Source organism: Kitasatospora sp. SolWspMP-SS2h (assembly GCF_003259315.1).
Taxonomy (GTDB): Bacteria; Actinomycetota; Actinomycetes; order Streptomycetales; family Streptomycetaceae; genus Kitasatospora; species Kitasatospora fiedleri.
Genome location: NZ_QLLT01000004.1, coordinates 112,507 through 130,864, shown reverse-complemented (window position 1 = coordinate 130,864; position 18,358 = coordinate 112,507). Strand labels below are relative to the sequence as shown.

Genomic DNA, 18,358 nt, shown 5'->3' with positions numbered 1-18,358 from the left:
GAGCGTGGACGGCGTCCCGTACCGTGGAGGGCCGGCGGCGGAACCGGTCGGCAGCGGAGCCGGCCGGACGGGCGGGGAGGACCGGATGGGCAAGGGGCGGGACAGGGGACGGGGCAGGGGCGGCGTCGGCGGCGGGGCCCGGGTGCGCGGGCTGGACGGGGTGGCGGTGACCCGCTCGGCGTGGGGGCTGTACCGGGAGACCCGGCGGCCGGGCGCGCCGGGGCTCGGGGCGCGGGTGCGGGCGCTGCCCCGGCTGCTGCGGGACGCGCTGACCGGCCGCTACCCGGGGCTCGGGCCGGGGAAGCTGGCGGCGCTGACGGTGGCGGTGGGGGTGTACCTGCTCAGCCCGGTGGACGCGGTGCCGGACTTCCTGCCGGTGATCGGCTGGGGCGACGACACGGCGCTGCTGCTGTGGTTCCTGATGGGGCTGACCCGGGAGTCGGGCCGGTACGTGGAGTGGGCCGGGAGCCGATCACGTCGCAACGATTGACCTTGAATTCGCAAGAAGCTGACATCTGTAAGAAATTTCTGCGCAACTCTCTTGTGGTGGTGCGGCGCGTCCCCCTACTGTCGGCTCACTTCCACCACGCCTTTCAGAGAGCCGGTCCCCGATGACTGCTGCCCCCGCATCCCCCCACCGTTCCGTGCTGTCCCGTCCGGCCCGCGCGGGAGCGGTGGTGGTCGCCTCCGTGCTCGGGCTGGGGGTGGCGCTGTGCGCCCCGGCCGCGCAGGCCGCGTCCGCGTCGTCCGGCTCCGGCTCCGGCGGGAGCGCCGCCGCGGTGACCCGGGCCGGGATCGACCCGGCGCTGACCGCGGGCCGCGGCGCGCGGGTGGACTTCCTGGAGCAGGAGGCGGAGCACGCCGCCACCAACGGCAGCGTGATCGCCGCCGACCGCACCGCGTACACCCTGGCCGCCGAGGCGTCCGGCCGCAGCGCGGTGAAGCTGGCGCCCGGCCAGTACGTGGAGTTCACCCTCCCCAAGGACGCCAACGCGATCACCGTCCGCTACAGCCTGCCGGACGCGGCGAACGGCGGCGGGATCACCGCCCCGCTGGACGTCACCGTCAACGGCAAGGACCGCCGGCAGCTCTCGGCCACCAGCCAGTACTCCTGGCTGTACAACCAGTACCCGTTCAGCAACGACCCGAAGGCCGGGCTGCTGCACCCCGACTGGTGGATCACCGAGTGCGGCTGCGTGCCCGCCGCGACCACCCCCGCCCCGGCGATCTCCACCCCGTTCCGCCCCGGCCACGTGTACGACGAGCAGCGGCTGCTGCTGGGCCGCACCTACAAGGCGGGCGACAAGGTCCGGATCGCGCTGCCCGCCGGCTCCAAGGCCCCCTGGGCGGCGATCGACCTGCTGGACTCCCAGCTGGTGGCCGCACCGCACGTCGAGCTGAAGGCCGTCAACGTGCTCGCGCTGGGTGCCGACCCGACCGGGCGGCGCGACTCCGCGGACGCCGTCGACCGGGCCGTCCAGCTCGCCAAGCTGCTGCACCTGCCGGTCTACCTGCCGCCGGGCGTCTTCCAGGTCAACCGCCACCTGGTGGTCGACGACGTCACGCTGATCGGCGCGGGCAGCTGGTACACCGTGCTCAAGGGCAGCCAGCAGACCCTGTCCGCCCCCGCGCCGGACGGCAGCGTGCACACCGGCGTCGGCCTCTACGGCAAGGACGCGGCCCAGGGCGGCAGCCGCAACGTCCACCTGTCCGGGTTCGCGATCGAGGGCGACGTCCGGGAGCGGATCGACACCGACCAGGTCAACGGCATCGGCGGGGCGTTCAGCGACTCCAGCATCGAGGGCCTGTACATCCACCACACCAAGGTCGGCATCTGGCTGGACGGCCCGATGAAGAACCTGAAGATCACCGGCAACCAGATCGCCGACCAGATCGCCGACGGCATCAACTTCCACACCGGCGTGGCCGACTCGGTGATCCGCGACAACTTCCTGCGCAACACCGGCGACGACGGCATCGCGCTCTGGTCGGAGAAGACCGAGGACGCCCGCACCGTCATCGACCACAACACCGTGCAGTCGCCGACCCTGGCCAACGCCATCGCGGTGTACGGCGGCACCGACACCACCGTCTCGAACAACCTGGTCGCCGACCCGGTCCGCGAGGGCTCCGGCCTGCACGCCGGCTCCCGCTTCGGCGCCGAGCCGTTCACCGGCTACCTGCACTTCACCGACAACACCACGGTGCGGGCCGGCACCTACGAGCTGAACTGGAACATCGGCCTCGGCGCGATCTGGTTCGAGGTGCTGGACCGGGACATCGACGCGGACGTCGAGGTCACCGGCGACCACTACCTGGACTCCACCTACAACGCGATCATGGCGGTCGCCGAGTGGGGCGTGAAGGACCAGTACAAGCTGTCCAACCTGGCCTTCAAGGACGTCAGGATCGACGGCACCGGCACCTCGGTGCTCAGCGCCCGCGTGGCCGGCTCGGCCAGCTTCCAGAACGTGGTGGCCCGCAACGTCGGCGCCGTCGGCGTCAACAACTGCGGCACCTTCCACTTCACCCCGGCCGGCTCCGAGTTCTCGGTCACCGACTTGGGCGGCAACTCCGGCGGCGGCACCACCGGCGACTGGCTGGCCTCCTGGGAGCTGCCCAACACCATCACCTGCGACGACCGCCCGCCGGTGGTCGCCCCGCCCGCCCCCTCCGGGTGGTGACGGACCGTCACTCCCCCTGCGGATCCAGCGGCTTGACCAGCCGGGCGAACCGCAGGTCGGGGCGGAGCGGCACGCCGAAGCGCTCGTTCCCGTAGGGGAAGGGCTCGAACTCGCCGGTACGGGCGAAACCCCGCCGCTCGTACCAGGCGATCAGGTCAGCGCGCTGGTCGATGACCGTCATCTCCATCGCGGTCGACCCCCACGCGGCCCGGGCCCACTCCTCGGCCCGGGCCAGCACCCGCCGCCCCAGGCCACCGCCCTGGACGGCGGGCGACACCGAGAACATCCCGAAGTACGCGGCCGGGCCGCGCCGCTCCAGGTGGCAGCAGGCCACCGGGGCGCCGTCCCGCTCGACCAGCAGCACCACCGAGTCCGGACGGCCCAGCAGCTCGGCCACCGCGGCCTCGTCCGTGCGCTGCCCCGCCAGCAGGTCCGCCTCGGTGGTCCACCCGGCCCGGCTCGCCTCGCCCCGGTACGCCGACTCCACCAGCGCCACCAGCGCCGGCACGTCCGCGGGCCCCGCGGGCCGCAGCACCGGGTCGGCAGTCCGGTCGGTGGCCGGGGCGGACGTCGGCTCGGCGGCGGTCATCGGTGCTCTCCTCGGAACGGGGTGCGGTGGTACGGGCGCGGCCTGGCGGGCACCGCGCCACGGCGGGACGCCGGAACCGCCATGGTGCCACAGCACCCACCCCGCCGGGCCACCCCCACGACCCGGCGGGGCCCCCGACCGGCGCGGTCGGCCCCGGGCCGGGGGCCGACCGCGCCGCACACCCCTCCCCCGCCGGCCCCGCGCCCCGGCTGCGGCCCGTTCCGCGGCCGGGGTCGGTCCGGTCCCGTCCGGTCCGGTCGAGGGTTGGTCCGGGCCAGGGTCGGTCCGGTCCGGTCCGGTCCGGTCCGGTCCGAGTGAGGGTTGGGCCGGGGGTGGGCGGACAGACGGTGTCCGTGCATCCGAGCCCCACCGGCCGGGGCCGCCCGCGCGCGGCCGGTCCGCGGGGACGACCGAAGGAGCGAACCGCATGAGCGCCGACCCCGTCGCCCCCGCCGCAGTCTCCGCCGACAGCGGGGGTGACGACCTCGCCCACTGGCTGCTGCACGCCTGCGCCCTGGACGCGTCCGCCCGGAGCACCACCGGCGCCGAGCTTCCCGACTGGCGGATCATCGACACGCTCACCGCCGTGCTGAACGGCTGGGAGCGGCGTGCCGCCCTGGCGACGGAGGCGACGCTGGCCACCGCCGTCCTGGCGCTGCAGTCGACCGCCTACCTGCTGGGCCGCTTCGACAACGACCACGACCTCGCCCGGCAGTGGCTGCTCGACTTCGGCCACCGGTTCGCCGAGAACCAGGCGCACCCGCACTCCGCCGGCCCCGCCGCGATCGAGGTCCTGGACACCGCCGTCGTCGAGGTCCGGCAGCACCCCGGGGCACCGTCGGCCGCCGCGCTGGTGCGGATCGGTGCGCCGGTGCTGGACCACATGCGTCCGGCGTCCCGGGTGGAGGACGCGCGCGAGCTGCTGCTGACCCTGGGCCTGTGGGCGGGCAACGACCTCGCCCGGCTCGCGGACTGGGACGCCGACCGGATCGCCGACCGCGTCCGCCCGGGGGCCGGGTGACGCCCGCCGGTCCCGCCCCCCGTGCCCGCGGGGGTCAGCCGTTCCGCCGCGTGTTCAGTGGTCGGCCTCGACGGCGAAGGTGTTGCCGTCGGGGTCCTGGAACCAGGCGATGCGGCCCCCGCCGGCCCGGGCGGTGATGCCCTGGGCGTCGTGCTCGTACTCGTCGTACCGGGTGAACTCGACCCCGGCCGCGGTGAGCTGGTCGACGACCTCGTCGATGTCGTCGACGTACCAGGTGGCCATGGTCGCCGACGACTTCCCGGCGGTGGCGGACTGGTACACGTTCAGAGCCGGACCGCCGCCGGACCCGTAGACGCGGCTACCGTCGGCGATCCTGGCACTGGGGCCGGACCGCAGCGCCCGCAGGCCCAGCCTGCCCTCGTAGAACTCGGCCGCCCGCCCGATGTCGGACACGGCGATCGACGCCCTCACCTGGAAATCGCTCAACGGCATGATCCGACCCTACGCCCGTGCGCCCCGCTTCCCGACACCTGGACACCTGGACACCTGGACACCCGGACACCACCGGAAGCGGGGCCCGCGCATCGACGCGGTCTGCCGGGGCATGCGCGGAGTGGGAAGGCAGCGGACACGACACCCGGGAGGACGCGGTGAGCACGAGCAGCAAGCTCAAGGGCAAGGTCAAGGAGACCGTCGGCCGAGCGGTCGGCAACAAGCGCCTCGAAGCCGAGGGCCGGACCGAACAGACCAAGGCCAGCCTCAAGCAGGCCGGCAGGAACATCATGGACGTCCTCAAGCGCTGACCGGCCGTCACTGGCCGGTTCACGCGTGTGGCCCCGCCCGGCCGTCGGGCGGGACCACACGCGTCGCCGCAGGTCGACAGGGCTGCTCACCGCGGCTGCGGGGAGTCCCCCGGACGTCCGGGGGTGCTCGCGCAGCAGGCCGACACGCTGCCCCTCATCGCACGAACGTGGCGCGGACGGTACCGCGTCGGGCCGCTTCGGCACTAGCCGTCGGTGGACCAGCGGACGGTCAGGTCCGGGGTGTCGGTGGCGGTGGCGAGGCGGGCTAGGGCCGGGGTGAGGGACTCGGTGGGTGGGCGGTGGGCGAAGGGGGTGAGGGTGAGGGTGGAGCCGTCCTGGTGCCAGGTGCCGGTGATGCGGCCGTCGACCAGGAGGAGCGGGGCGATCCGGCCGGCGGTGCGGCTGACGGCGGGGCGGTGGGCGGGTGGGAGGATTTCGGTGGCCTTGGTGCCGGGGCCCAGGACGTACTGGTCGAAGGGGCCGAGCAGGTGGACCGAGCCGGTGGCGGGGGCGGTGGTGGCGAGGTCGTCGAGGTGTTCGGTGAGGGCGTAGGCGGGGGTGCCGTCGACGGTGACTTCGGTTAGTCGGTCGCCGAGGGCGGCGGCGAAGCTCTTGAGGACGCTCCGGCGCAGGCTGTTGCGGGAGAGCCAGGCGTCGAACCGGTCCAGGTCGGCCGGGCCGTACGCGCCGAGGTAGGCGGCGAGCAGGCGCGGGCCGGCCTGGTCGACCGGGGGGAGGCCGGGCCAGGCGGGGCTGTGGCGGGCCGGGTGGGTGAAGGCGGTCCGGCCGTGGGGGGCGGGCGCGTGGCAGAGTGCGCCCTGCCAGGCGAGCGGTTTCAACAGCGTTCCCCAGCCGGAGCGCAGTTGTTCGGCCAGCGGGGCGAACCGGGGGTCGGCGGCGAGGGCGGCGGTCAGTTCCTCCCTGGTCAGCACGGTGCCGTCGAGCAGTTCGGCGACGGCTTCGACCAGCTGGGCGACCTGGGCCGGGGTCGCGCCGAACTCCCTGGTCCAGGCGGGCTTCTCCCAGGTGCGGGCGGAGCCGATCAGGGCAAGTGCGTCGGCGGCGGTGGCGGGGTCGAGCAGGTGCAGGGTGCCGCGCTGGGCCCAGGTGCGCAGCAGCCGGCCGTCGGCGAGGGCGGTGCGCAGCTGCGCGGCGGCGCCGGGGCCGGTGCGCAGGGCGACGGCGAGTTCGGCGGCGGCCGGGACCTGGGCCTGCACTCCGGCGAGGCGTTCGACCACGGCGACCGGCCCGTCCGGGGACGGTGCCGTGCCGAGGTGTTGGCGGCGCAGGCGCCAGGCCAGTACCTGGTCCACCGTCAGTTCGACTCCGCCCACCGCGCGTCCCCCTCCGTGCCGGTTCCCGAGGGCACCGACCCTAGCGGCCGGCACTGTCAGCGGCCGTTCCCGGCACGGGCGTTCGCGGCGTGGCCGTTCGGGACGCGGCCCTTCGCGGCACGGCCGTTCGGGACGCGGGTCCTCAGGGCGCGGGCGGGGCGGGGACGGGCTGCTCGGGCGGGCCGGGGTAGGGGAGGATCTGGCGGAGCAGTCCGCGCGGGTGGCCGCGGCGGCGCCACTCGCGGGGGTAGCCGATCGAGACCTCCTCGAAGCGCACGTCCTCGTACCAGGTGGTGCGGGGGATGTGCAGGTGTCCGTAGACCACGGCGGCGACGTTGAAGCGGCGGTGCCAGTCGGCGGTGCCGTCGGTGCCGCACCACTGGGCGAAGTCGGGGTAGTGCAGGATGTCGGTGGGGCGGCGGTCGAGCGGCCAGTGGCTCGCCAGGACCAGCGGCAGGCCGGGGTCGTGCGCGGCGAGCGCCTTCTCGGTGGCCTCGACCCGTTCGCGGCACCAGTCGTCGACGCCGGCGTAGGGCGCCGGGTCGATCCGGTACTCGTCGGTGCAGACCACGCCGTTCTCGTGGGCGCGGGCCAGCGACTGCTGCTTGTCGGCGACGCCGGGCACCCGCCAGCTGTAGTCGTAGAGGGTGAAGACGGGGGCGACGGCGTACGGGCCGCCGGGACCCCGCCAGACCGGAAACGGGTCCTCGGGGGTGTGGACGCCGAGGGCGCGGCAGCGTTCGACCAGGAGCTGGTAGCGGGCGGGGGCGGCGAGGTCGACCTGGTCGTGCGCGGTGCTCCACAGTTCGTGGTTGCCGGGCGTCCAGATGACCTGGGCGAAGCGGCCGGTGAGGAAGCGCAGCGCCGCCTCGACGTCGCGGACCTGTTCGGCGACGTCGCCGGCGACGATCAGCCAGTCGTCGGGGCCGGTGGGGTGGAGCGCTTCGAGGGTGTCGCGGTTGTCGGCGATGCCGACGTGCAGGTCGCTCACCGCGAGCAGGCGTCCGTCCGGCACCGCTCCCCCGTTCTCGTCTCGGCCCGGCGTCCCGGCAGCGGGACGCGCGTTGACACGCTACCGCCGAGGCGGTGGGGCGCGCCAGCGGGTCGTTGTCCGGTCGGCGCGCCAACGCCCGGCGGAACCACGGGCGTTCAGTTGTCACATGTATGGCTGTTCGCTCTACATACGGTCATTCGATGTGTAGTTTCAACACTCTGTTGACTGACGGGGGCATGACTATATCTTCTCGGCAGCGGCCGATCCGGCCGCCGCCACCGGATTGAGGAGTCGTCATGCCCGCTTCCGGCACCACCCGGATGCTCCGTCGCGCCGCCACCGCGGCCGCGTCCGCCGCCCTGCTCGTCGGCGCCGTCGCCGCCGTCCCCGCCCAGGCCGCCGCGCCGGGCACCCCCGCCGGCTTCCACCCCGAACGGGACTTCGCCGGCTCGACCGTCGCCGGCCACGAGGGCCGCGCCGACACAGCCGACACCGCGAGCGCCTTCGCAGCACTGGCCGCCACCCAGACCAAGGGCATGGACGTGTCCAGCTACCAGGGCAACGTCGCCTGGAGCACCGCGTACGCCAACGGCGGCCGGTTCGCCTACGTCAAGGCCACCGAGGGCACCGGCTACACCAACCCGTACTTCTCCCAGCAGTACAGCGGCTCCTACAACGTCGGGATGATCCGCGGCGCCTACCACTTCGCGCTGCCGAACGCCTCCAGCGGCGCCGCCCAGGCCACCTACTTCGTCGGCCACGGCGGCGGCTGGTCCAAGGACGGCAAGACCCTGCCGCCCGCCCTGGACATCGAGTACAACCCGTACGGCGCCACCTGCTACGGCCTGAGCCAGGCCGGGATGGTCAGCTGGATCCGCGACTTCTCCAACACCGTGCACAGCAAGACCGGCCGCTACCCGACGATCTACACCACCACCGACTGGTGGACCACCTGCACCGGCAACAACTCCTCCTTCGGCGCCACCAACCCGCTCTGGATAGCCCGCTACGCCTCCGCCGTCGGCACCCTGCCGGCCGGCTGGTCCTACCAGACCATCTGGCAGTACTCCGACTCCGGCACCCTGCCGGGCGACCAGAACTACTTCAACGGCGCGCTCGACCGGCTCAAGGCCCTCGCCAACGGCTGACCCACCGCTCCCCCGCCCGCCCGCCCGCAGCCGCCCGCAGCCGGACGGGCGGGTGGATGTGCGGACGGGCAGACGGACGGGCGGACGGACGGGGGTGCTCAGTCGCGGCGCAGCACCAGCAGGTCCATCCAGCTGACGGCCTCCTCCTCCGGTCGCTCGGCGGCCGCCCGGCGCAGCCGGTCGAGCCCGGCCCGCCACGCCTCGTCCGGCAGGGCGCGCAGCTTGCTGTCCGCGTCGCGGCGCAGTCCGGCGGCGAACGCGGCCAGGGTGGGCGCGGAGCGCTGCGGCAGCGAGCGCAGGGCGACCGGGGTGAACCCGGCCGCCTCGAACGCCGTCGTGACGTGCTCCACGGTCGGGTAGTCGGCGATCCCGGCGGCGGTCTCCGGGAAGTACCGCACCCGCAGGTCGCGTTCGCACCGGCCGGGGAAGGCGTTGCGGATCAGCACCGTCCCGCCGGGGCGCAGCGCGCGGTGCAACTCCCGTGCGGCGGCGGCGAGATCGCCGATGTGGTGGACCACCGAGCCCAGCCAGGCGGCGTCCGCCGCCGCGTCCGCGACCGGCAGCTGTTCGGCCCGGCCGTCCAGGACCGTGATCCCCTCCCCCGCGGGGATCAACTCCGGCATGGCCGGGGCGGGTTCGACGGCCACCACGTGGACGCCGAACCAGTCGCGCAGCGCGGTGGCGAAGGCCCCGGTGCCCGCCCCGACGTCGAGGACGGTGGCGCCGGGACCCGGCGCGGCGTGCTCCGCGATCGCCTCCCGCCAGGCGGTCAGCCCCTCGCGGGGGATCTCCCGGGCCGCCCGGTAGTCGGCGGCGGTGCTGGCGTCGTACACGGTGTCGGCCACGGCGGGCTCGCTCCTCAGGTGAGTCGTTCCAGGACGGGGGTGAGCGGGGCGGGGTCGGCGTCCCCGAGCGCCGCGAGGAACAGCCAGCCGCGCGGTGCGGCGAGCGTACCGGCGGCCAGCGGGAGCAGGCCCGGGCCGCCGGCGGCGGGCAGCAGCCGGGCCTCGTCCAGGGCGTTGACCAGCCGCTCGAACCAGCCCTCGCCGTCGATCGGGACGAGCCGCAACTCCAGCCGGGCGTCCAGCTGTTGGGCGATCATGCCGGGCGAGAGCCGGGCGTTGGCCTCCAGCACGGGGACGAGTGCGCCGTCGGCGGTGGTCATCGAGTCCACCGACAGCGGCCCCCGGTAGCCGGCCGCGGCGGCGGCCTCGGCGACGGACTCCGCGGTCTCCCGGTAGCCCGCCCGGTCCAGCCGGGCCAGCAGTTCGGGGCTCGGCCGGTCCGAACCCCGGTACGCGTGGCCGTCGTTGAGCACCTGCCGGATGCCGTGCCAGTGCGGCCGGCCCGCCCTGCTCACCGACCGGACCGCGCTGCGGGCCGCCGCCGACCGGGCCGGGGTCCTCGACGTGCTCGACGCGCTGCCCGACGGCCTGGACACCGTGCTCAGTTCGCACTACCGGGGCGGCAGCGACCTGTCCGGCGGGCAGTGGCAGCGGGTCGCCCTGGCCCGGGCCATGCTGGCCCTCGCCGACGGCGCCTCCCTGCTCGTCCTGGACGAGCCCACCGCCCAGCTCGACGTCCGCGCCGAGGCCGCGTTCTTCGACCGCTTCCTGGAGATCACCCGCGGCGTCACCAGCGTCATCATCGCGCACCGCTTCTCCAGCGTCCGGCGCGCCGACCACATCGTCGTCCTCGACGGCGGCCGGGTCGCCGAGTCCGGCACCCACGACGAACTGCTGGCCCTGGACGGCGAGTACGCCCGCCTGTTCCGCGCCCAGGCCGAACGCTTCACCGCCGACGCCGACGCCGACGCAGCCACTGCCGACGCCGATGCCGCCGCTGCCACCACTGCCGACGCCGACGCCGACGTCGTCGCCCCTGCCGCCGATGCCACCACCGCCGACTCCCCGGACACCACCGGCGCCGGCACCCCGCCCGCCGAGGAGGCCCCGCGGTGACCGACCTGATCCCGGCCCTGCGCCACCTGCTGGTCCTCGCCTGGCGGTGCGACCCGCGCCGACTGCTGCGCGCCGCCGCCATGATGGCGGCCGGCTGCCTCGCCACCCCGCTGATCGCCCTGTGCCTGAAGGGCCTCACCACCGAGACGCTGGCCGGGCACGGCGGCAGCGCCGTCCTGCTCGGCCTAACCGCCGCCGTCCTGCTGGTGCTCGAACTGATGATGGGCCACTTCGCGCACCTCGCCTACTTCGAGCTCGGCGACCTCGGCGAGGTCGAGCTGCAGAACCGGCTGGTCGCCCTCGCGCACGGTGCGCCCGGCCTGGAGGACCTCGACACCCCCCGGTTCGCCGACACGCTCGCGCTCGTCCGCGACGACCTGCCGCGTACCCGGGCCTCGCTCGAAGCGGCCCTGCAACTCGCCGGCCTGACGTTCCAGTTGGGCCTGACGGCGGTGCTGCTCGGCCTGCTCGACCCGTGGCTGCTGCTGCTCCCGCTGCTGGGAGCCGTCCCCGTACTGGCCGGGAACCGGGCCCAGCGCCTGCTGGACGCCGCCAAGGAGTCCGCCGCCCCGCACCAGCGTCTCAACCGCCACCTGCTGGACGTCGCCACCGGCCACGCCACCGCCAAGGAGGCCCGGCTGGCCGGTGCCGCGCCCTTCCTGCTCGACCGCCACCACCGTGAGTGGCGCGCCACCACCCGCCTGCTCGGCGGCGCCCACACCCGGGCCGCCGCCCTGCGCGCGGGCGGCCAGCTCTGCTTCGCGCTCGGCTACGCCGCCGCGATCTGGCTGGTGGTCCGGCAGGCCCAGCACGGCGTCTCGCCGCTCGGCGACGTCATCCTGGTGATCACGCTGGCCGCCCAGCTCTCGCTCCAGGTCGGCACCGCGATCCAGCTGCTCACCGTCCTCCAGGACGCCGGCCGCACCGCCCACCGCCTCGACGCCCTGAAACCCTCGACCCCCTTCCCTTCCAAGCCCTCTGACGGCACGTCAGGTCCGCTCGTCCTGGCCCGCGGCATCCGGTTCGAACACGTCTCCTTCCAGTACCCGGGCAGCACCCGGCGGGTGTTGGACGACGTCACGCTCGACATCCCGGCCGGCACCGCGCTCGCCGTGGTCGGCGAGAACGGCGCGGGCAAGAGCACCCTGGTCAAGCTGCTCTGCGGCCTCTACCGGCCGACCGGCGGACGCGTCCTGGTCGACGGCGTCGACCTGGCCGCCGCCGACCCCGCCGACTGGCAGCGCCGGGTCGCCACCCTGTTCCAGGACTTCGCCCGCCTCGAACTGCGCCTGCGCGACAACACCGGCATCGGCGACCTCGACCGGATCGACGACGACGCGGCCCTGGCCGCCGCCCTGGCCGCCGCCGAGGCCGCCCCGGTGGCCGCCGCCGTCCCCGGCGGCCTGGACGGCCTGATCGGGCGCAGCTACGGCGACGGCGTGGACCTGTCCGGCGGGCAGTGGCAGAAGCTCGGCCTGGCCCGCGCCCTGCTGCGCCGCGACCCGCTGCTGCTGGTCCTGGACGAGCCGGCCTCCGCACTGGACGCGGCAGCCGAGCAGGCCCTGTTCGAACGGTTCGCCCGGCTGGTCGCGGACTCCCGCTCCCGGACCGGCGCGGTCAGCGTGCTGGTCTCGCACCGCTTCTCCACCGTCCGGATGGCCGACCTGATCCTGGTCCTGGAGCACGGCCGCCTCGCCCAGGCCGGCACCCACGAGGACCTGCTCGCCGCCGGCGGCCTGTACGCGGAGCTGTACCGCCTCCAGGCCCGGGTGTACGCCTGACCCCACCGCCGGCGGCCGTCAGGAGGTGGGCAGGACCAGGGCCCAGGTGTCGACGGAGAAGTCGACCTCCATGCCGTGCTTGCGGTACAGCTCCGGTGCGCCGGTCGCGTTCTCGGTGTCGACGCCCAGGCCGACGGCGGAGCGGCCGTCGGCGGCGTGCACCGCGAAGAAGTGCCGGAGCAGGTAGCCGCCGAGGCCGCGGCCGCGGGCGGCGGGCAGGACGCCGATGTTGAACGCCCAGGCCAGGGTGGGGAGTCGGACGCCGGTGCGCAGCACGCCGACGTCGCCCTGGCCGTCGAGTTCGGCGACCCAGACCCGGGACCAGTCGACGGTGTCGGCGTTGATGTCGGCCAGCCACTGCTCGTAGCCGCGGGGCTTGAAGTCGTAGTGCTCGGCGAAGGTCCGCTGGAGCAGCCGGTGGGCGATCCGCCGGTCCTGCTCCCGGGCGCAGTCGCGCAGCCGTACTCCGGCGGGGGGTTCGGGCAGCGGGTCGGTCTCCGGGGAGACGTCGCGCCGCAGGGCGTGGTGGCGGCGGGCGAGCCGCCAGCCGCGGGCCCGCATCGCGTCGGTGTCGGTGGTGGGTTCGGCGTTGAGCAGCAGGTGCAGGACGGCGCGGTCGGCGCCGTTGCGGCGGGCGAGTTCGGCGGCGCGGGCCTCCATCAGGTCGAACAGGTGCAGGCCGCCCGCGAGTTGGCCCGGCAGCAGGTACTGGTCGAGGTCGATCCGCTCGCCGCCGGAGCGGTCGCGGACCACCCCGTACCCGACCAACTGCCCGTCGGCGTCGTGCAGGAGCCAGGTGTCGCGGGCCAAGTCGACGTCTGGTCGGCCGAGTTCGGACTCCACCTCGCCGGGTTCGGTCTCCGCCCACCCGGTCTCCATCTCGTCCACCTGATTCAGCAGCGCGCAGACCGCCGCCGCGTCCCCGGCTGCCGCGGGCCGCACCGTCATACCGTCCGGGAGTGCCATCGCCGCTCCCCCTCCTCCGTCGTCGACTTCTCCGGCAAACCCACCCTTTCTATCCGGCCGACCGACTCCGCCTCACAACTTTCCCGTTTCCCGCCCGCGATCGCCCGTCATCACCCCCGGCCGGTCGCGGCCCGGAGGGGCTAGCGAGGACCCGCGTCGTCGGCGTCCTCCCGGTGGCCGCGGCGGGCGTCGCGGTCGAAGATGCCCATGATGTCGCACGGCCCGCCCTCGGCACCGATGGCGTGCGGCAGCATGGTGGGGAACTCCGCGGCCTGGTTGGTCTCGATGCGAAGGCGCCGGTGGCCGAGCATGAGGACGGCGGTGCCGGACAGCACGACGAACCATTCGCGGCCGGGGTGGGCCCGCATGCGGGCCGGGCTGTCGGGCGGCGGGTCGGTGATCCGCTGGCGCACCACGCTCATGCCGGGGTCGCCCTTCACCGGCCAGCGCAGCCGGCCGTGGCCGCCGTGGGCCACCGGGTTGATGACGACGTCGTCGACGGCGTTCTCCACGAGCTGGTCCAAGGTGGTGTCCAGGGCGCGGGCGAGGGTGACGAGCTGGTCCAGGGCGAGGCGGCGCTGACCGTTCTCGATCCGGCTCAGCGAGGACTGGCTGAGGTGGGCCCGGCCCGCCAACTCCTCCAACGACCATCCCTGCGCGACCCGCAGCGCGCGGATCCGTTTGCGCACGAGGCTGTCCAGCTGCCCGTCTTCTTGCGTCATGCGCAACATGCTATGCCCATCGTGCATGGCGGGCTTAACGTCGGACGGAGACGCCCCGGCTCGGGGGTCACGGATGGCGAAGAGGCACGGCACGGTTGCAGGAACCTCCCGCCGCTCCGCCTCCGCGCCCGCCGGCGTCCGGAAGTCCGGCGGCCGCCCCCCAGGGGCCCGGCCCCCGAACGACCGCGCGACCGCGCGACTGCCCACCGGCCGTCCGCGCGGTGAGCACGTCCCCCTCGCGCCGACCCGGCGACCGGCTCCGCTCCGGCACCGGACCGGCCTGCCCTGCCCTGCCCTGCCCTGCCGGAAGGAAACCATGAGTATCGATTCGCTCCACCGGACACCGGACGCGCTGCCGGACAGCGGGGGCGGCACGCCGGACGCGCGTCAGCTGCGCGCGGTCCTCCTCGCCGTCTCGCTCGCGCTGATGGCCGTCGTCGCCTCGGTGTCCGGGCTGAACGTCGCCCAGACCCACCTGGCCGTCGAGTTCGGCGCCTCGCAGACCACCGTCCTGTGGATCATCAACATCTACACCCTCGCCCTGGCCGCGCTGCTGCTGCCGCTCGGCGCCGTCGGCGACCGGCTGGGCCGCAGACCCGTGCTGATCGCCGGACTGCTGGTCTTCGGCGCCGCCAGCGCGGTGGCCGGCCTCGCCGGTTCGGCCGCGGTGATGATCGGTGCCCGGGTGGCGGCCGGGACCGGCGCCGCGATGATCATGCCGATCACGCTGGCCGTCATCACCTCCACCTTCCCCGCGGAGCAGCGCGGCAGGGCCGTCGGCGTGTGGACCGGTGTCGCCGGAGGCGGCGGCGTCCTGGGCATGTTCCTGTCCGCCCTGCTGGTCGACGTGGCCGACTGGCGCCTGCTGTTCGTGCTGCCCGTGGCGCTGGTCGTCGCCGCGCTGGCGATGACGCTGAAGTCGGTGCCCGACTCCCGCGAACGCGCCCCCCGTTCCTTCGACACCGTCGGTGCGCTGCTCTCCGTCGTCGCCGTGACCGGTCTCGTCTTCGCCCTCCAGGAAGGCCCCGAACGCGGCTGGACCGTCCCCGTCACCCTGGTCGGCCTGGCCGTCGGCCTCGCCGCAGCCGTCGCCTTCGTGGCCTGGGAGCTGCACCGCCGGGACGCCGCGCTGCTGGACGTGCGCCTCTTCCGCGAGCGCGGCCTGGCCGGCGGCTCCCTCACCCTCCTCGTCGTCTTCGGCGTCCAGGCGGGCATCGCCGTCGTCCTCTTCCCGTTCTTCCAGGCCGTGCTCGGCTGGTCCGGGCTGCTGTCGACGCTGGCCATGATGCCGATGGCCGTCCTGATGATGGCGGCCTCCGGCCTGGCGCCCAGGATGGCCGCCAGGATCGGCGCCCGCTCCACCACGGCCGTCGGCGTCGCCCTGGCCGCCCTCGGCCTGGCCCTGATGGCGCTGTTCGTGTCCGTCGACGGCGGGTACCCGTCCGTCCTGGCCGGCCTGCTCGCCATGGGCGCCGGCATGGGTCTGTCGATGACGCCCTCCACCGAGGCCATCACCGGCTCCCTGCCCCGCGCCGCGCAGGGCGTGGCCTCCGCGCTCAACGACGTCACCCGCGAGTTCGGCACCGCCCTCGGGGTGGCGGTGCTCGGCGCGCTCCTGGCCACCGGCTACCGCAGCGCCATCGGCACCCGGCTCGACGGCATCCCCCCGGACGCCGCCGACACCGCCCGCGAGGGCATCGCCAACGCCGTCGAGGCCGCCCCCGCGACCGGCGACCACGCCCAGGCCCTGGTCCACGCCGCCCGGCAGTCCTTCGTCGACGGCTGGCAGCAGACCATGTGGATCGGCACCGCCGTGATGGGCGCCCTGCTCGTCCACGTCGTCCTGCGCGGCCCGAAGGACACCGCCCCGCTCGAAGCCGACGGGGCTGCCGGGCCGGCGGGAGCCTCCTAGCGGCGGACCTGGATCAGCGCGTGCCGCCCGTCCGTGCGCCACGGGGTGCCGGTGGCGTCGAGGCGGGGCGGGAGGTCGGGGGCTAGGCCGACGGCGACGTCGGACTTGAGGGTGCGGAGGGTGGCGACGGGGGTCGGGAAGTGGGCGGTCAGGGCGGCGAAGGGGGTGGTGGGGGGCCAGTGGCGGTCGCCCACCAGGCGGCGGTGGTTGAGGTCGCCCTTGAGGATGGTCAGGGTGGCGCCGGAGAGTCCGTCCCGCAGGTCGGCGGGCATCGCGTCGAAGGGCAGCGGGGCGCAGAAGAACGGGTGGGCGCCGATCGTCAGGGTGCCCGCGCCCATCGCCCGCCACAGCCGCTCGCCGATCGCGGCGGCGGCTCGCCCGGGGGCGGTGCGCAGCCGGGTGAGGGCGGCCAGGGTGTCGGCGGTGGTGGCGTCCGAGACGAAGTGGGGCTGGGGTTTGACGTGCAGGGTGACGCGTCCGGCCAGGCCGGAGGTGAGCAGGTGGTCGATCAGGACCAGGTCGGGGAGGAGTTCGCGTCCGGCGTTGTCGGCGACGAGGTCGACCCGCCCGCCCCGGCCGTGTTCGAGCACCGACCAGAGCGCCGCGCTGTCGTCGGCGACCAGCGCGGCGGCGGACGTCCCGTCGTCCCCGGCCGTGAGCCGGAAGCCGAGGTCGGCGCGGTTGCCCCAGAGCGCGGCGGAGAGCAGCGCCTGCCGCGACGGCTCGGCGGCGTCCAGCGCGGCCAGTTCCCCGGCCACCGCCGGGCCGGCCAGCTCGGCGGCCTTGACCGGGGCGAACGGGTCGACGCCCCGCCAGGGGCCGGGCCGGAAGTAGCCGGTGGCGTCCAGCAGTCGGCGGTAGAAGTAGGTCTCGGCCCACAGGAACGGCGCCTCGTCCCACCGCCTCCCCCACAGCCCGGCGCCCCACTCCCGCCACCGCGCCGCGTCCGGGTCGTCCCCGTCCGGCGGTTCCAGCACGCCGCCGCCGGTGCTCTGCGCGAGCAGCGCCGCCAGCCGCTCCTGCTGCGCCGGCCCGTACGGCAGCGCGTCCAGCACCTGCCGGATCAGCACCGGGTGGCGCTCGTGGAAGACGCCCCGGGCGAAGGACCCGGGCACGTCGATCCGGACCACGGGCGCGTCGGGGAGGTTCGGGACGTCCGGAGGGTTCGGGACGTCCGTGGGGTTCGGGACGTTCGGCACGGGCGGGCTCGGCTCTCTCGCAGCGGCACGGACGGACGGATGGCAGACGGACGGGCGGACGGCGTTCCCCCCGATGCTTTCACGCCGCGCCCGACCGCCCGCCCCGGCAGGGCCGCGTCCTCCGGCGGTCGGGCTGCCGCCACAATGACCGCATGAGAGTGATCTTCACGGTGGCCGGGACGGCGCTGCTGCTGACGACGGCGGCCGGCATCCTGCGGACCCTGGTGGTGCCGCGCGGGCTGTACTCGGCCCTGGTGATCCGGCTGTGGTCGGTGCTGCGCCGGGTGCTGCGGACGGTCGCGGCGCCGTTCGGCGGCTACCGGGCGATCGACCGGGCGCAGACCTGGCTGGCGCCGCTGGTCCTGCTGGGAATGCTGGGCTGCTGGCTGGCGTCCACGCTGCTCGCGTACACCCTGCTGCTGCGGGGGACGTCCGGGCTGCCGTGGCGGGTGGCGTTCCGGGAGGCCGGGTCGAGCCTGTTCACGCTGGGTTTCGCCAGCGGCGACCGGCTGCACCTGTCGGTGATCGACTTCCTGGCGGCGGCCAACGGCCCGCTGATCATCGCACTGCTGATCGCCTACCTGCCGACGCTCTACGGGGCCTACAACCGGCGGGAGTTGGAGGTGACGCTGCTGCAGTCCCGGGCGGGCGAGCCGGCCTGGGGGCCGGAACTGCTGGCCCGGCAGGCGCTGGTGCGCACCGAGAGCGGGCTGCCGCAGCTGTACCGGGACTGGGAGCGGCTGGCCGCCGACCTCGGCGAGGGCCACTCCAACTACCCGGTGCTGATCTCGTTCCGCTCCCCGCAGCCGTACCGCAGCTGGGTGGTCGGCCTGATCGCGGTGATGGACGCGGCCGCGCTGCAACTGGCGCTCGCCCCGCGCTCCGCCCCGCCCGAGGCCCGCCTGCTGCTGCGCGCCGGGTTCACCGCGCTGCGCGACATCGCCACGGCGCTGCGCATCCCGTTCGACCCGGACCCGGACCCGGACGGACAGATCCGGCTGACGTACGCCGAGTTCGACGCCGCGGCGGCCCTGGTCGCCGCGTCGGGCATGCCCCTGGAGCGGACGGTCGCCGAAGCCTGGCCGCACTTCCGCGGCTGGCGGGTCAACTACGAGGCCGTCGCCTACGAACTGGCCCGCCGCGCGGACGCCGTCCCCGCCCTCTGGACCGGCCCGCGCGACTTCCCCGCCACCCCGATCCCACCCCGCCGCCCCGCCGACCGCCGCCCCACCGACCCCTGACCCGACCTCAGTCGACCCGTCCGGCCCGGAACGTGCCCGTCC

Annotated in this window: 18 protein-coding genes; 9 read left to right on the top strand and 9 right to left on the bottom strand. The window is 74.9% G+C overall.

The genetic code is table 11. The features are described from left to right. The first annotated feature begins 85 nt into the window (after nt 1-85). Both K353_RS06560 and K353_RS06555 read left to right on the top strand, forming a co-directional pair. Nucleotides 86-490 (top strand): YkvA family protein, encoded by a 405-nt coding sequence (locus K353_RS06560; RefSeq protein WP_111552623.1) that lies wholly within the window; start codon nt 86-88, stop codon nt 488-490. Nucleotides 491-611: 121 nt separating this feature from the next. Then, on the top strand, nt 612-2,684 hold the full coding sequence (locus K353_RS06555; protein WP_111552622.1) for a glycosyl hydrolase family 28-related protein: 2,073 nt from the start codon (nt 612-614) through the stop codon (nt 2,682-2,684). A gap of 7 nt (nt 2,685-2,691) precedes the next feature. Here K353_RS06555 and K353_RS06550 read toward each other — a convergent pair whose 3' ends face one another. Further along, a complete protein-coding gene (locus K353_RS06550; RefSeq protein ID WP_111552621.1) occupies nt 2,692-3,273 on the bottom strand; it encodes a GNAT family N-acetyltransferase in 582 nt (193 codons plus the stop codon). A gap of 427 nt (nt 3,274-3,700) precedes the next feature. On the opposite strand from K353_RS06550, the gene K353_RS06545 reads away from it, so the two are divergent. Next, the gene (locus K353_RS06545) at nt 3,701-4,294 is read left to right on the top strand and encodes a hypothetical protein (RefSeq protein ID WP_111552620.1); all 594 of its coding nucleotides are present in this window, start codon (nt 3,701-3,703) and stop codon (nt 4,292-4,294) included. 54 nt (nt 4,295-4,348) lie between these two features. Here the strand turns inward: K353_RS06545 and K353_RS06540 are convergent, their stop codons facing one another. Next, nucleotides 4,349-4,747: a VOC family protein gene (locus K353_RS06540; RefSeq protein ID WP_111552619.1), complete on the bottom strand. Its 399-nt coding sequence runs from the start codon at nt 4,745-4,747 to the stop codon at nt 4,349-4,351. 158 nt (nt 4,748-4,905) lie between these two features. Here K353_RS06540 and K353_RS06535 point away from each other — a divergent pair, with 158 nt between their 5' ends. Further along, nucleotides 4,906-5,058, top strand: a complete 153-nt coding sequence (locus tag K353_RS06535; RefSeq protein WP_111552618.1) for a CsbD family protein — start codon at nt 4,906-4,908, stop codon at nt 5,056-5,058. Nucleotides 5,059-5,261: 203 nt separating this feature from the next. On the opposite strand, the gene K353_RS06530 is transcribed toward K353_RS06535, so the two are convergent. Both K353_RS06530 and K353_RS06525 read right to left on the bottom strand, forming a co-directional pair. Beyond that, complete coding sequence (locus K353_RS06530) at nt 5,262-6,392, bottom strand: winged helix DNA-binding domain-containing protein (RefSeq protein ID WP_111552617.1); 1,131 nt, start codon at nt 6,390-6,392, stop codon at nt 5,262-5,264. A 142-nt stretch (nt 6,393-6,534) separates the two neighbouring features. After that, nucleotides 6,535-7,407 (bottom strand): metallophosphoesterase, encoded by an 873-nt coding sequence (locus tag K353_RS06525; RefSeq protein ID WP_111552616.1) that lies wholly within the window; start codon nt 7,405-7,407, stop codon nt 6,535-6,537. Nucleotides 7,408-7,682: 275 nt separating this feature from the next. Here K353_RS06525 and K353_RS06520 point away from each other — a divergent pair, with 275 nt between their 5' ends. Continuing rightward, the gene (locus K353_RS06520; protein WP_233533412.1) at nt 7,683-8,534 is read left to right on the top strand and encodes a lysozyme; all 852 of its coding nucleotides are present in this window, start codon (nt 7,683-7,685) and stop codon (nt 8,532-8,534) included. Between the two features lie 98 nt (nt 8,535-8,632). On the opposite strand, the gene K353_RS06515 is transcribed toward K353_RS06520, so the two are convergent. Both K353_RS06515 and K353_RS06510 read right to left on the bottom strand, forming a co-directional pair. Continuing rightward, nucleotides 8,633-9,379, bottom strand: coding sequence for a class I SAM-dependent methyltransferase (locus tag K353_RS06515; protein WP_111552615.1), 747 nt, complete (start codon nt 9,377-9,379; stop codon nt 8,633-8,635). A 14-nt stretch (nt 9,380-9,393) separates the two neighbouring features. Continuing rightward, on the bottom strand, nt 9,394-9,894 hold the full coding sequence (locus K353_RS06510; RefSeq protein ID WP_146616410.1) for a hypothetical protein: 501 nt from the start codon (nt 9,892-9,894) through the stop codon (nt 9,394-9,396). Between K353_RS06510 and K353_RS06505 the strand changes: the two genes are divergently transcribed. Together K353_RS06505 and K353_RS06500 are read left to right on the top strand one after the other, a co-directional pair. After that, complete coding sequence (locus K353_RS06505) at nt 9,860-10,495, top strand: ABC transporter ATP-binding protein (RefSeq protein WP_111552613.1); 636 nt, start codon at nt 9,860-9,862, stop codon at nt 10,493-10,495. The genes K353_RS06510 and K353_RS06505 overlap by 35 nt on opposite strands. Beyond that, complete coding sequence (locus K353_RS06500; RefSeq protein ID WP_233533411.1) at nt 10,492-12,276, top strand: ABC transporter ATP-binding protein; 1,785 nt, start codon at nt 10,492-10,494, stop codon at nt 12,274-12,276. The genes K353_RS06505 and K353_RS06500 overlap by 4 nt, the downstream gene beginning before the upstream one ends. 18 nt (nt 12,277-12,294) lie before the next feature. On the opposite strand, the gene K353_RS06495 is transcribed toward K353_RS06500, so the two are convergent. Together K353_RS06495 and K353_RS06490 are read right to left on the bottom strand one after the other, a co-directional pair. Next, nucleotides 12,295-13,242: a GNAT family N-acetyltransferase gene (locus K353_RS06495; protein WP_111552612.1), complete on the bottom strand. Its 948-nt coding sequence runs from the start codon at nt 13,240-13,242 to the stop codon at nt 12,295-12,297. Nucleotides 13,243-13,382: 140 nt separating this feature from the next. Then, nucleotides 13,383-13,964, bottom strand: coding sequence for a helix-turn-helix transcriptional regulator (locus tag K353_RS06490; protein WP_111552611.1), 582 nt, complete (start codon nt 13,962-13,964; stop codon nt 13,383-13,385). A 316-nt stretch (nt 13,965-14,280) separates the two neighbouring features. Here K353_RS06490 and K353_RS06485 point away from each other — a divergent pair, with 316 nt between their 5' ends. Further along, nucleotides 14,281-15,876 (top strand): MFS transporter, encoded by a 1,596-nt coding sequence (locus K353_RS06485; RefSeq protein ID WP_111552610.1) that lies wholly within the window; start codon nt 14,281-14,283, stop codon nt 15,874-15,876. On the opposite strand, the gene K353_RS06480 is transcribed toward K353_RS06485, so the two are convergent. Further along, nucleotides 15,873-17,075, bottom strand: coding sequence for a damage-control phosphatase ARMT1 family protein (locus K353_RS06480; protein ID WP_111552609.1), 1,203 nt, complete (start codon nt 17,073-17,075; stop codon nt 15,873-15,875). The genes K353_RS06485 and K353_RS06480 overlap by 4 nt on opposite strands. A gap of 152 nt (nt 17,076-17,227) precedes the next feature. On the opposite strand from K353_RS06480, the gene K353_RS06475 reads away from it, so the two are divergent. Further along, entirely contained in the window at nt 17,228-18,316 is a 1,089-nt protein-coding gene (locus K353_RS06475; RefSeq protein ID WP_199528013.1) for a hypothetical protein, read from the top strand. Nucleotides 18,317-18,358: the final 42 nt, after the last annotated feature.

Excerpts from the sequence above, each read along its gene's own strand:
- K353_RS06560 (WP_111552623.1), top strand. The coding sequence starts at position 86 with ATGGGCAAGGGGCGGGACAGGGGACGGGGCAGGGGCGGCGTCGGCGGC.
- K353_RS06555 (WP_111552622.1), top strand. The coding sequence starts at position 612 with ATGACTGCTGCCCCCGCATCCCCCCACCGTTCCGTGCTGTCCCGTCCG.
- K353_RS06550 (WP_111552621.1), bottom strand. The coding sequence starts at position 3,273 with ATGACCGCCGCCGAGCCGACGTCCGCCCCGGCCACCGACCGGACTGCC.
- K353_RS06545 (WP_111552620.1), top strand. The coding sequence starts at position 3,701 with ATGAGCGCCGACCCCGTCGCCCCCGCCGCAGTCTCCGCCGACAGCGGG.
- K353_RS06540 (WP_111552619.1), bottom strand. The coding sequence starts at position 4,747 with ATGCCGTTGAGCGATTTCCAGGTGAGGGCGTCGATCGCCGTGTCCGAC.
- K353_RS06520 (WP_233533412.1), top strand. The coding sequence starts at position 7,683 with ATGCCCGCTTCCGGCACCACCCGGATGCTCCGTCGCGCCGCCACCGCG.
- K353_RS06505 (WP_111552613.1), top strand. The coding sequence starts at position 9,860 with ATGCCGTGCCAGTGCGGCCGGCCCGCCCTGCTCACCGACCGGACCGCG.
- K353_RS06495 (WP_111552612.1), bottom strand. The coding sequence starts at position 13,242 with ATGGCACTCCCGGACGGTATGACGGTGCGGCCCGCGGCAGCCGGGGAC.
- K353_RS06490 (WP_111552611.1), bottom strand. The coding sequence starts at position 13,964 with ATGACGCAAGAAGACGGGCAGCTGGACAGCCTCGTGCGCAAACGGATC.
- K353_RS06485 (WP_111552610.1), top strand. The coding sequence starts at position 14,281 with ATGAGTATCGATTCGCTCCACCGGACACCGGACGCGCTGCCGGACAGC.
- K353_RS06475 (WP_199528013.1), top strand. The coding sequence starts at position 17,228 with ATGAGAGTGATCTTCACGGTGGCCGGGACGGCGCTGCTGCTGACGACG.